The 12,698-nt window shown below is 62.8% G+C and carries 11 protein-coding genes; 7 read left to right on the top strand and 4 right to left on the bottom strand.

Annotated features, from left to right (window positions below):
• Window positions 1-469 precede the first annotated feature (469 nt).
• The 5 genes from P0D87_RS16300 to P0D87_RS16320 all read left to right on the top strand — a co-directional run bounded on the left by P0D87_RS16300 (window position 470) and on the right by P0D87_RS16320 (window position 5,542).
• Window positions 470-1,246 (top strand): ABC transporter substrate-binding protein, encoded by a 777-nt coding sequence (locus tag P0D87_RS16300; RefSeq protein ID WP_053857717.1) that lies wholly within the window; start codon window positions 470-472, stop codon window positions 1,244-1,246.
• A 310-nt stretch (window positions 1,247-1,556) separates the two neighbouring features.
• On the top strand, window positions 1,557-2,246 hold the full coding sequence (locus tag P0D87_RS16305; RefSeq protein ID WP_006048440.1) for an ABC transporter permease: 690 nt from the start codon (window positions 1,557-1,559) through the stop codon (window positions 2,244-2,246).
• Complete coding sequence (locus P0D87_RS16310; RefSeq protein ID WP_006048441.1) at window positions 2,243-2,956, top strand: ABC transporter permease; 714 nt, start codon at window positions 2,243-2,245, stop codon at window positions 2,954-2,956. Before P0D87_RS16305 ends, P0D87_RS16310 begins: the two co-directional genes overlap by 4 nt.
• A 41-nt stretch (window positions 2,957-2,997) precedes the next feature.
• Complete coding sequence (locus P0D87_RS16315; protein WP_053857716.1) at window positions 2,998-3,777, top strand: ABC transporter ATP-binding protein; 780 nt, start codon at window positions 2,998-3,000, stop codon at window positions 3,775-3,777.
• Window positions 3,778-4,417: 640 nt separating this feature from the next.
• Entirely contained in the window at window positions 4,418-5,542 is a 1,125-nt protein-coding gene (locus P0D87_RS16320) for a porin (protein ID WP_006048443.1), read from the top strand.
• A 208-nt stretch (window positions 5,543-5,750) separates the two neighbouring features.
• Here P0D87_RS16320 and glnK read toward each other — a convergent pair whose 3' ends face one another.
• Window positions 5,751-6,089 carry a P-II family nitrogen regulator gene (gene glnK, locus P0D87_RS16325; RefSeq protein WP_006048444.1) on the bottom strand — a complete coding sequence of 113 codons (339 nt, stop codon included), beginning with the start codon at window positions 6,087-6,089 and terminating at the stop codon, window positions 5,751-5,753.
• Window positions 6,090-6,204: 115 nt separating this feature from the next.
• Window positions 6,205-7,962, bottom strand: coding sequence for an NAD+ synthase (locus P0D87_RS16330; RefSeq protein ID WP_053857715.1), 1,758 nt, complete (start codon window positions 7,960-7,962; stop codon window positions 6,205-6,207).
• Between the two features lie 148 nt (window positions 7,963-8,110).
• On the opposite strand from P0D87_RS16330, the gene P0D87_RS16335 reads away from it, so the two are divergent.
• Together P0D87_RS16335 and P0D87_RS16340 are read left to right on the top strand one after the other, a co-directional pair.
• Window positions 8,111-9,280, top strand: coding sequence for a GNAT family N-acetyltransferase (locus P0D87_RS16335; protein ID WP_006048446.1), 1,170 nt, complete (start codon window positions 8,111-8,113; stop codon window positions 9,278-9,280).
• A 7-nt stretch (window positions 9,281-9,287) separates the two neighbouring features.
• Window positions 9,288-9,605, top strand: a complete 318-nt coding sequence (locus P0D87_RS16340; RefSeq protein ID WP_029970043.1) for a GIY-YIG nuclease family protein — start codon at window positions 9,288-9,290, stop codon at window positions 9,603-9,605.
• Between the two features lie 67 nt (window positions 9,606-9,672).
• Here the strand turns inward: P0D87_RS16340 and P0D87_RS16345 are convergent, their stop codons facing one another.
• Together P0D87_RS16345 and ppa are read right to left on the bottom strand one after the other, a co-directional pair.
• Complete coding sequence (locus P0D87_RS16345) at window positions 9,673-11,787, bottom strand: FUSC family protein (protein WP_053857714.1); 2,115 nt, start codon at window positions 11,785-11,787, stop codon at window positions 9,673-9,675.
• Between the two features lie 286 nt (window positions 11,788-12,073).
• On the bottom strand, window positions 12,074-12,601 hold the full coding sequence (gene ppa, locus P0D87_RS16350; protein WP_006048449.1) for an inorganic diphosphatase: 528 nt from the start codon (window positions 12,599-12,601) through the stop codon (window positions 12,074-12,076).
• Window positions 12,602-12,698 lie beyond the last annotated feature (97 nt).

A 12,698-nucleotide genomic window follows, 5' to 3' on the forward strand; every position in this document is an offset into this window, starting at 1 on the left:
GTGAAATTGGCGATGGCGAGAATGTATGGGCTCGCCATCCGATCCACAATCGGGCGCGGGCGCACCGGATCGTTTCGCAAATCCGCTTAATCGAAGTTGGCGAAGCGGGCCGCGCCCATCGAACCGTCGTCTACCGCTTTCGCAACGCGCCGCGCGAATGCGTCGCGCATACGCAACGGCCTTGATGCAGCGTCGGCGCCGCGGGCAACGCGCACTGGCGCCGCGCCCCTGTTCGGGTAAAATACCGCGCTTTTCAACGCATAGGGTGGCCGAAGGCTCGCCTGCCAAAGCCTTGGCAAAGGCTCGCAATGGCCTGGCAAGGCCGGACACCACGCGGAAAACCGCGGCGGCGCGACAATTTTGACCGCCTAGAATAGCGACGGCCGGCCACGAGCCGAGGCGACGGCCGGCCACGAGCCGGCTTCGTCGGGATCGGACACCACGACGATCAGTTTGACCCAGGAGAAACATGAAGAAGCTCGCACTGTGCGTAGCGCTCGCCGTCATGGCCACCGGCGCCATGGCAAAAGAATGGAAAACCGTACGCATCGGGGTTGACGCCAGTTATCCGCCGTTCGAATCGAAGGCGGCCAGCGGCCAGGTCGTCGGGTTCGACGTCGACGTGACCAAGGCGCTGTGCGCGCGAATGAACGTCAAATGCGTGTGGGTGGAGCAGGATTTCGACGGCATCATCCCGGCATTGAAGGGCAAGAAGTTCGACGCGATCGTGTCGTCGCTGACCATCACGGACAAGCGCCGCGAGCAGATCGACTTCTCCGACAAGCTCTTCGACGCCCCCGCGCGCATGATCGCCAAAGCCGGCTCGCCGCTGCTGCCCACGGCTGAATCGCTGAAGGGCAAGCGCGTCGGCGTCGAGCAGGGCACGACCCAGGAAGCGTACGCCAAGGCGTATTGGGAGCCGAAGGGCGTGACCGTGGTGCCCTATCAGAACCAGGATCAGGTCTACGCCGATCTCACGTCCGGCCGGCTCGACGCCGCGCTGCAGGACGAAATCCAGGCCGACGCCGGTTTTCTGAAGACGCCGCGCGGCAAGGGCTTCGCGTGGGCGGGCCCGGAAGTGAAGGACCCGAAGACCATCGGCGAAGGCACGGCCATTGGTCTGCGCAAGGACGATGCCGAACTGAAGGCGATGTTCAACAAGGCGCTCGCGCAGATTCATCGGGACGGCACGTTCACGAAGCTCGAAAAGCAGTACTTCGACGTCGAGATCTATCCGGCACACTGAGCACGCACCGGGCACGGTGGGGGCGCTGCCTTTGGGCACCAGCGCCGCTCCCATCAGATGCAGTAATCGCAGCAATGAAAAGACTCGGGCTCGCCCGCATGGGCGCTCGCGAGGCTTCGTAATACAGTCGGTCTAGTTTCAAAGAGAGTCGAAAAGCGCGCTGCAGGACCGGCAACGGCCATGCAGTCATGATTTGCACAGCGGTGCGCTGTGCGCCGCGGATCACGGCGAGCCACGCTCGCGGTACATGCGGCGCCAGGCCGCCCGCGTCTTTCGCGGTGTGCCGCAAGCGCATCGTCAAGGACCCCCTATGTTCCTTCAAGGCTACGGCCCGCTGCTTCTCAACGGCACCTGGCAAACCGTCAAGCTGGCGGTGTTGTCACTGGCGCTCGCTTTCTTGCTGGGCCTTCTCGGCGCGGCGGCGAAACTGTCGAAGAACCGCTTCTCGCACGGCGCCGGCACCGTCTACACGACGCTCGTGCGCGGCGTGCCCGACCTTGTGCTGATGCTGCTGCTGTTCTACAGCATCCAGATCTGGCTCAACAATCTGACCGACCTGCTCGGCTGGGACCAGATCGACATCGACCCGTTCGTGGCCGGCGTCGCGGTGCTCGGCTTCATTTACGGCGCGTACTTCACCGAAACCTTCCGCGGCGCCTTTCTCGCGGTGCCGCGCGGTCAGCTCGAAGCCGGCGCGGCCTACGGCATGACGAGCTGGCAGGTGTTCGCGCGCATCATGTTCCCGCAGATGATGCGCTTCGCGCTGCCCGGCATCGGCAATAACTGGCAGGTGATGGTGAAGGCCACGGCGCTCGTGTCGATCATCGGACTCGCTGACGTAGTCAAGGCTTCGCAAGATGCGGGCAAGGGCACCCTGCGGTTCTTCTTCTTTACCCTGCTTGCGGGGGCGATCTATCTCGTCATCACCACAGTGTCGAACTTCGTGCTGATGTACCTCGAAAAGCGTTACTCGACCGGCGTGCGAAAGGCGGATCTATGATCGAGATCATTCAGGAATACTGGCGCAATTATCTCTACACGGACGGCTACCGCTTCACGGGTCTCGCGATCACGCTGTGGCTGCTGGTGGTGTCGATCGGACTCGGCTTCTGCCTGTCGATCCCGCTTGCGGTGGCGCGCGTCTCGAAGAGGAAATGGCTCGCCGGTCTCGTGTGGCTTTACACGTACATCTTTCGCGGCACGCCGCTTTATGTGCAGTTGCTGCTGTGCTACACGGGCTTGTACAGCCTCGAAGTCATCCGCAATCACGAGCTGACCAACGCGTTCTTCCGCGACGGCATGCATTGCACGCTGCTCGCCTTCACGCTGAACACCTGCGCGTACACCACGGAGATTTTCGCGGGCGCGATCAAGGCCACGCCGTACGGCGAAATCGAAGCGGCGCGCGCGTATGGCATGTCGTCGTTCACGCTGTACCGGCGCGTGATCCTGCCGTCGGCGCTGCGCCGCGCGTTGCCGTACTACAGCAACGAAGTCATTCTGATGCTGCACGCCACGACCGTCGCCTTCACCGCGACCGTGCCGGACATTCTGAAGATCGCGCGCGACGTGAACTCGGCGACGTATCAGTCATTCAACGCGTTCGGCATTGCCGCCCTGCTCTATCTGTGCATTTCTTTCGCGCTGGTGTGGCTGTTCCGCCGCGCCGAGCGCCGCTGGCTCGCTTACCTGCGGCCGCAAGGCAAATAAGCGGGCACACGCCCCGCGGTTAAGCACGCCCAAGGACCCCGATGAACAACACGAAGCAAAAGCTTTTCGTCGACGAACTTCATAAACAGTACGGCGATAACGAAGTCCTCAAAGGCGTTTCGCTGAAGGCGAACGCCGGCGACGTCATCAGCGTGATCGGCTCGTCCGGTTCGGGCAAGAGCACGATGCTCCGCTGCATCAACTTCCTCGAACAGCCGAACGCCGGCCGCATCTTCGTGGACGGCGAAGAAGTCCGCACGCAAGAGAACAACCAGGGCGCGCTGCGCGTGTCCGACCCGAAACAGTTGCAGCGCGTGCGCACCAAACTGTCGATGGTGTTTCAGCACTTCAACTTGTGGTCGCATATGAACGTGCTCGAGAACATCATCGAGGCGCCCGTGCATGTGCTCGGCCTAAAGCGCAAGGAAGCCGAAGACCGCGCGCGCGAATATCTCGAGAAAGTGGGCCTCGCGCCGCGTCTCGAGAAGCAGTATCCGTCGCATCTGTCGGGCGGTCAGCAGCAGCGCGTGGCGATCGCGCGCGCATTGGCGATGCATCCCGACGTGATGTTGTTCGACGAACCGACTTCCGCGCTCGATCCCGAACTCGTCGGCGAAGTGCTCAAGGTCATGCAGACGCTCGCCGAGGAAGGCCGCACGATGATCGTCGTCACGCACGAAATGGCGTTTGCGCGCAACGTGTCGAACCACGTGATGTTCCTGCACCAGGGGCGCGTCGAAGAAGAAGGCCGCCCCGACGAGGTGTTCAAAAACACGCGCAGTGAGCGCCTGAAGCAGTTCCTGTCCGGCAGTCTGAAATAGCAATGCGGTAGCAAAACATATCGCACAGCCTGGTATTTGAGATTTGGCGATGACTCATCGCAACGCCTCATGACCGGGCTGTAGTCGAAGTACTTTTTACAAGGCGCTTACGAGCGCCTTTTTTGTTTCGGTCACCTGTGTAATCCGCGCTTTTCGGCCGCGAAACCGTCGCGTACACGCCTCCCAACCCGTCTTTTCGCCCCTACCCTGCCGTATCCGAAGCGTCAATAGTGGCAATCCTTAATCTTGCCCCCGCCGATCCGTGATTCCCTTGTCGCATAAGGGCTTTAGCCGTTTTGACACAGGCGGCAATGGGTCTTTGCCCACATCGGTATTGCAATTTGGAGACACAGGTCAACGCCGGTACTAATTTCTTCTCACACTCAAGTGTATTTTTGATAAATTAGTAACCAAAGTAGCAAAACTAAGTTCATTAAAAGTAGTTTTACTTCAAAGCACAGAGGAGAACCGGTCGGCGAGGGATCGGCATGACGACCAGACAGCCCCAAGGCTGCACGTCAGGATAGGAGACCAATCCGCCCGCTAATCTCCCTGGTACCGATTTCTGTTCGGCGCAACTCGCGTCCGAACACCATTCGCAGTACTGGGTTTCACTTTTTGACAGGGTATGGAGGAGAAGATGAAGAAAGCTTTGCTCGCCGCTGCGCTGATGTCGGCCGGGGTTGTTGCACATGCCCAAAGCAGCGTAACGCTGTATGGCCGCCTGGACGCAGGTCTCGAATACATCAGCGGCCTGCCGAACGCCAACTATACCGGTTCAACCTCGCGCTTTCGCGCGGAAAGTGGTGACTGGGGCACGAGCCTGTGGGGCATGAAGGGCGTCGAGGATATCGGCGGCGGCAATAAGGTCCTGTTCCAGTTGGAAGGCTCGTTCAACACGATGAACGGTCAGGGTCCTGGCGGCGGCGGTCTCTTCAATCGCTGGGCAACGGTCGGTCTGTCGAACAGCGCATACGGTACGTTGACGATGGGCCGCATGCTCTTCATCTCGAACGGCGTGTGGGACTTCGACCCGTTCGGTCAGTCGAACTGGTCGTCGGCGTCGCTGGTGCGTGGCCGCAACTGGCCGCAATCGAGCAACAACATCGCTTACCAGTCGCCGAAGTTCTACGGCTTTGACGTGTACGGTCAGTACGCGCTGTCGAACGCGACGAACTGGAACGGTAACGGCACGACGCCGCAAGGCCGCGAAGCCGGTCTGCAAGTGACGTACACCTCGTCGCTGTTCCAGTTGCGCGGCATGTACGACGAAATCCGCAACAACACCAACGGCAACTTCACGGACCCGTTCACGGCATCGCGCGAGTACACGGCTGCGTTCAACGTGTTCCTCGGTCAGTTCAAGATCCAGGGCGCGTATCAGGCAGTGCGCACGTCCGCGGCTGCCAGCGCGGTAAACGCTGCGCCGACCTCGCTCGATCACGAATGGGGCGGTGTGACGTGGCAAGCCACGCCGGCTGCAGCACTGATCGCGGCTGTGTATCACGTGAACGCGAACAAGGGCGGCGGCAACGCAACGATCTACACGATCGGCGGTTCGTACAACCTGTCCAAGCGCACGCTGCTGGACATCCAGGTCGCGACCGTGCGTAACAGCAAGTCGGCTAACTTCGGTCTGGATGCGAACAACGCAGGCCGTGGCGGCAACATCACCGCTTCGGACGGCACGGTCTCGTACAACGAGAACCCGCTGCCGGGCCACAGCCAGACCGGCGTGTACGCAGGCATTCAACACTCGTTCTAATCGAACGGTGTTCCCCGAAGGCGGCGCCTTCGGGGCTTAGAAGTTCTTCAAGAGAATCTTTTTCACGCTGCTGCGAGAGGCGCGTATCGGTGCGATGTCCGAAAGGGTATCGCACCGTTTTTTATTGGCGCGAAGGCTTCGCGAGTTCTGTCGACGTTGCGCGAAGTTTCCTGCTCGCGCCGGCGCACCGCTTCGGTGCGCGAGCGGCTTAGACTGCCGCTTCGTTTTCTTCGCCGGTACGGATGCGAATCACGCGCTCCACGTCCGCGACGAAAATCTTGCCGTCGCCGATCTTGCCCGTGCGCGCCGCGCCGATGATCGCGTCGATCACCTGGTCGCACTGGTTATCCGCGACGACGACCTCGATCTTCACCTTCGGCAGAAAGTCGACCACATACTCTGCACCACGATAGAGCTCGGTATGGCCTTTCTGCCGGCCAAATCCTTTGACCTCGGTGACGGTCAGGCCCGTGAGGCCGACTTCAGCGAGCGCCTCGCGCACTTCGTCGAGTTTGAACGGTTTGATGACTGCGGTGATGCGCTTCATGGCGAACCTCGTCTCGTGACTGGAAGAGTGAAAGGGAAATGGATGATTTTTATTCTACGCCGCGCCGGATGCCTTGCGGCAGTCCGGCGTGCGTCGCAATGCCCGCGGCTCCGATTCATTCCACCGGTTCGGTGTAGCGCGACGTGATCGGATAGCGCCAGTCGCGGCCGAACGCGCGATGCGTGACGCGAATGCCGATCGGCGCCTGGCGGCGCTTGTACTCGTTGATCTTGATGAGCCGCGTGACACGCTTCACGTCGTCGGCCGCATAACCCGCGGCGATGATTTCGGCGAGCGAGCGGTCCTCTTCCATGTACATGCGCATGATCGCGTCGAGCACGTCATAGGGCGGCAAGCTGTCCTGGTCGGTCTGGTTCTCGCGCAATTCCGCGGACGGCGCGCGCGTCAGAATGCGCTCGGGAATCACGTTCTGCGTGCCGAAGGCCGTGGCCTGATTGCGGTAGTGGCACAGCCGATAAACGAGCGTCTTCGCGATGTCCTTGATCACCGCAAAGCCGCCGGCCATGTCGCCGTAAAGCGTGCAGTAGCCCACCGCCATCTCGCTCTTGTTGCCGGTCGTGAGGACGATCGAGCCGAACTTGTTCGACAGCGCCATCAAGAGCGTGCCGCGGATGCGGGCCTGGATGTTTTCCTCGGTGGCGTCTTCCGGGCGTCCTTCGAATTCCTGCGCGAGCGAACTGCGGAACGCATCGAACATCGGCGCGATCGCGATTTCGTCGTAGCGCACGCCGACGCGGCGGGCCATCTCGGCGGCGTCGGTGGTGGAGATGTCGGCCGTGTAGCGCGAGGGCATCATCACCGCGCGCACCCGATCCGCGCCGAGCGCGTCGCACGCGACCGCCAGCACGAGCGCCGAATCGACGCCGCCGGAGAGGCCGATCAGCGCGCCAGGGAAACCGTTCTTGTTGACGTAGTCGCGCACGCCGATGACGAGCGCCGCATAGACCTGTGCTTCGAGCGAAAGCTCGGGGGCGATGGCGGAGTTGGCGCGGGTTGCGCTGCCGACGAGCTGCGCGTCGCCATGACCGCGCAACGGCACCGCGTTTTCAAACTCCACAAAGGCCGTCGCTTCCTCGAACTGCGGCATCTTTGCGACCAGTTCGCCTTGCGCGTCGAGCACGAACGAGCCGCCGTCGAACACCAACTCGTCCTGCGCGCCGACCATGTTCACATAGACCATCGGCAACCCGGTCTCGCGAATCCGCGCACGCAGGATGTCGAAGCGCACCGCTTCCTTGTTCAGGTGAAACGGCGAGCCGTTCGGGATCAGCAGCACTTGCGCGCCCGCGGCTTTGGCCATTTGCGCGGCCGACGCATGCCACGCGTCTTCGCAGATCACCACGCCGTACTTCACGCCGTCGAGTTCGAAGACGAACGGCTGCGCGTCGGACGCGAAGTAGCGCTTCTCGTCGAACACTTCCGTATTGGGCAAATCCTGCTTGCGATACGTGCCGGCGATCCGGCCGTCCACCACCAGCGACGCCGCGTTGAACGTGTCGACCGGCGGCACGCCGCGCTGGATCGGCGCGTTTGCATTACCATGACCACTCGCCGCGCTGTTGGCAACACTGTCAGCAGCGTCGCGCAACGGATGACCGACGATCACATGCAAGCCGGCGAACTGCTTGAGTTGTTGCGCGAGGTCCGCCAACGCAGCAGCGCTTGCGGTATAAAACGCGGGGCGCAGCAGCAGATCTTCGGGCGGATAGCCGGACAGCGCGAGTTCGGGCGCGACCAGCAGCTTCGCGCCGGCGCTGTGCGCGTCACGCGCGGCGGCGACGATCTTCGCGACGTTGCCGGCGAAGTCGCCGACGGTGACATTGATTTGAGCAAGAGCGATTCGTGTCTTCATGGCAGGATCGACGGGCAAGCGAAAGGCTTGTGGAGGGCTTGCAAATAAAGCGGCTTGTTGTGGGCTCGACGGAACGGACAACTCGGATAAACGAACGACGCAGTACGTGCTTGACGCACCGCGTCGCTCATTGGGACAGTCACACAGATTGAATCAGGAACGCTTTGATTATCGCACGGGCATTCTGGCGTCGCCCTCCGAGGTGGACGCCGCCGAATGGAACGCCCTCCTCGCGCAGCAGACGCAACCCACGCCGTTTCTGCGGCATGAGTTCCTGAGCGCGCTGCACGCGACCCGTTGCGCGGTCGCGGACACCGGCTGGGCGCCGCAATTCGTCACGCTGACCGACCCGCTCACGGGCAAGCTCGCCGCGGCCGCGCCGGTTTATCTGAAGGGGCACTCATACGGCGAGTACGTGTTCGACTGGGCCTGGGCCGACGCCTATAAGCGCAACGGCTTGCCCTACTACCCGAAGCTGCTGTGCGCCGTGCCGTTCACGCCGGTGCAAGGCAACCGCCTGCTCGCCGCCGATTCGCACGCGTTGCGCCACCTTGCTGCGACGTTGATGGCGTTCGCCGAGCAGGCCGACGTGTCGTCGCTGCATGTGCTCTTTCCGACCGAAACCGAAGCCAACGCGCTCACCGAGATGGGCATGATGCAGCGCGAAGGCGTGCAGTTTCACTGGTTGAACGACGGCTATCGCGACTTCGACGATTTTCTTTCGACGCTCGAACAGAAGAAGCGCAAGAACATCCGCGCGGAACGCCGCAAAGTCCACGACGCCGGCATCACGATGCGCCGTATTCGCGGCGAAGACATTCAGGACGCGGACTGGCGCTTCTTCAGCAAGTGCTATCGGCAGACTTACCGCGAGCACTTTTCGACGCCGTATCTGAACCTCGATTTTTTCCGCATGATCGGCGCGTCGATGCCGGAGAATCTGCTGCTCGTGATCGCCGAGTACGAAGGCAAGCCGATCGCGAGTTCGCTCGTCGTGTATCAGCGCGATGCGAAAACCGGCGGCACGCTGTACGGCCGTTACTGGGGCGCGCTCGAACATGTGCCCTGTCTGCACTTCGAGACCGCGTACTATCAGCCGCTCGAGTTCTGCATCGAAGAAAAACTCGGCGCATTCGAAGGCGGCGCGCAAGGCGAACACAAGATGGCGCGCGGCTTCCTGCCCACAGTGACGCGCTCGGCGCACTGGCTCGCGCATCCCGCTTTCGCCGATGCGGTCGGCCACTTCCTCGACAACGAAAAGAACAGCATCCACGCTTATGTGGACGAGCTGCGCGAACACAATCCGTTCAAAGGCTGACGCGTCCGTGGCGTGGTTTCTCTATCTGCTCGAATGCTCGGACGGCAGCGTCTACACCGGCATTGCGACCGACGTCGACGCGCGTTTCGAAAAGCACGTCAGCGGCGCGGGCGCGCGCTATACGCGCTCGCGCAAGCCGGTGCGCGTGCTGGCATCGTTCGAACTGGCGGATCGTTCGAGCGCGTCGCGCGCCGAGTATTGGGTGAAGCGCTTGACGCCCGCGCAGAAGCGGACGCTGGCGGCGGGTGGGCGGACGCTGGAGTCGGTGATGCCGGAACCTGAGCCGGCTCTGGATGATGATGAAGTCGAAGGCGACGCGGCGTGAACGGGTGCGTTCGCTGAGCAGTTGGCGGTGACTGTGCCACCGTCAGCCACGCTTCATTAACGCCCAATCACCCCCGCGCTTCGCGCATCCGCTCCGTCAGCAAGCGCTGCATCAACGCAAGCTCGCCCACTGCATCCGCTTCGAGCGATGTCAAACGCTCGCGCGCCGGCAACTCATGCCGCAGCGGCACGATCGCGCGATTCAGCGACGCCTCGATGTCCGCGCTCACCGCCTCCACCCACGCGCGAAGTTCGGCGTGCACATCGTGAGCTTCGCGCCGGTTCGCGCTCAAGCGCAACTGCGTCGCCGTGCCCGCCATCTTGCGCAGCACGCTTAGCACCGTCAGCGTGACCGTGTCGACCATCGAGTGCTCCAGCTTTTCGAGGCGAATCCGCGCGATCGCCTCTTCGGCGTTATTGCTGCCGAGGCCCGCCGCCCTGCGCAGGCGCTCCATATCCTTTTCCGTTCGACGCGGCGATTCGAGCGCGGCAAGCAGATACGCCAGATTGGCGCGCACGGCGTCGCCGAGATACGCGCGGTAATCGGTTTTCTCGCGCGTCGGCCATAGATAGAACGTGGCGAACAGCGCGAGCACGCAGCCGAGCACATTGTTGCCGAGCCGCGTGAGCGCATACGCGATCTCGCTCGCGCCGGGCGTCGCGAAGTCGGCCACGAGCACGAACGTCGGCGTGAGGAACAACACGAACAAGCTGTAGCTGACGGGGCGCAAGGCCATCGTCGCCATCACGAGCGGAAAGACCGCGAGCGAAATGCCGAGCGGCGAATGAATCGCATAGCCGATGCCCGCCGCCAGCACGCCGCCGACAATGCTGCCCGCCGCGCGCTCGATGCTGCGCGGCCAGGTCGCGGCAATCGAAGGTTGCAAGATCAGCAGCGTCGCCATGGTCGCCCAATAGCCGAACGGCAAGCCGAGCACGCGGATCACGACAAAGCCCGCGGTCGTCGTGACGCCGACGCGCGCCGCATGGCGCAAGCCGACCGACTCCAGCGACAGGTTTGCCTTCAGCGTCGACCAGACTCGCGCCAACGTGATCGCGACACTCCCTAAGAAATGCGGCGGCGCCTGTACCGGCGTGAAGTCGACGAGTTCGAAGTCGGACTTCAGCTTGACCGGCTCCATCAGCGCGGTTTCAAGACGCCGCGCGAGCCGGCGCAAGCGCAACTGCAATTTCACGAGATGCGTCCAGCGCGCTTCGTTCGCATCGGCGCCGATGTTGCGCAGCGTCTCGCCCAGCGCCGTGAGCAAACGTGCCGCGCGTCTGATGTGGCGAGCGTGGTGTTCGTCGCCGGGCATTTTTTCGCACGCGCCCGAGACGGCGATCAGATACGCGAACAACGCCTCGCCTTCCGTCAGCAAGCCGAGCAGCGCGTCGTAGGTCTCGCGCGCGGCGGTTCGCGTCGGCGGCACGCGCGCCAGCGCCTTGCGCGAGCGCTCGAGCGCCGCGCGCGCATCGGCGCGAAACTGCGCGGCATGCGTCGCCCATTCGCGCGGCGTGCTGCGCTGCTGCAGCAGACGCGCGCTGTCGAACGCAATATCCGCGAGCCGCAGATACACCGTGCGCAACGAAGCGCGGCTTGCGCCAAACGGCTGAATGCGCCACACGGTCAGGCTCAACGCGACCGCGAACAGGCAGCCGATCAGATAGACGCCGAGAAACGCGAGCCCTTCGCGGACGTCGTGCATCGGCCGGTCGACCATGACGACGCAGGCGGTCGCGGCGAGAATCGTCACTTGCGAGGTCGCCGCGCCCCAGATGCGGCCGAACGCGCCAAGGCTCGTGAAGACGAGGACCGCGAGCGCGGCAACCACCGTGCCGCTCGCCGACGCGAAAGCGGTGAGCCCGCCGCATACGGTGGAGAGCAGCGCGAAGCCCATCATCGATGCAAAGCGGGCGCGGTTTGAACCGGCGGCATCGGCGAGACAGGTCCAGAACGCGCCGATCGCGGCCCATGCAAAGACCGGATCGTGCAGCAAGTTGCCGAGCGCGAGCATCGCCGTCGATGCGCACGCGGCGCGCAAGCCTTCGGAGAGACTGGCCTCGCTGGCGGAGAACGACACCATCCACACCGGCCGCTTGCGATAGATCGCCGTGGCGATCGCATACAGCCGGTTCGACCAGCGAGGCAAGGAACGCGGCGTAGTGGACTTGCGGTTCGTCATCCGGACAGTGGGCTCCTGAGGCGGCGTGTGGCTGGGCAATGGCAGATTGGGCCGCGGTCGGGACAATCCGACGCGGTCACAAATCATAAGGGTTTATACCTGGATATAAAAATGGCTTCGGTTCATCCGCGCGATGCAGTTGGGCTATACGAGCGCGCCGCGAGTGCAATTGCAATAAAAAACCGCGCGGCCCGTTCGGGCTCGCGCGGTTTTGCGCACCTGGCTGGCGTCTGGCGTCTTACTTGGCGGGCCGACGATTCGATTTCATCGGCGCGCCTTGTGCCATTTACTTCTTGTAGTTCGCCACGCCTTCGCTGATTTCCTTGTGCGCGGCTTCCATGTCGGCCCAGCCTTCGACCTTCACCCACTTGCCCTTCTCCAGCGCCTTGTATTGCTCGAAGAAGTGCTTGATCTGGTCCTTCAGGTAGGCCGGCACGTCGTCGATCGACTTCAGGCTTGCGGTCATCGGGCAGATCTTGTCGTGCGGCACGGCAATCAGCTTCGCGTCCACGCCCGATTCGTCGGTCATTTGCAGCATGCCGAGCGCGCGGGCGCGAACCACCGAGCCTGCCAGCAGCGGAAACGGCGTGATCACCAGCACGTCGACCGGGTCGCCGTCGCCCGACAGCGTTTGCGGAATGAAGCCGTAGTTAGCCGGATAGCGCATGCCGGTGCTGATGAAACGGTCGACGACGAGCAGGCCCAGGTCCTTGTCGGCTTCGTACTTCACCGGGTCGCTTTGCGCCGGGATTTCGATGATGACGTTGAAATCTTGCGGAAGGTCTTTCCCTGCGGGGACGTTATTGAAGCTCATGAGCGCTCTCTGGTCAGATGGAATTCGGAGCACGGCATGCGGCGCGTGGCCCGAGGCGATGCATGATGAAACTCGCCCCGAACGCGAGCGCTGCGGC

It is taken from the genome of Paraburkholderia sp. RL17-368-BIF-A (assembly GCF_046054045.1).
Taxonomy (GTDB): domain Bacteria; phylum Pseudomonadota; class Gammaproteobacteria; order Burkholderiales; family Burkholderiaceae; genus Paraburkholderia; species Paraburkholderia graminis.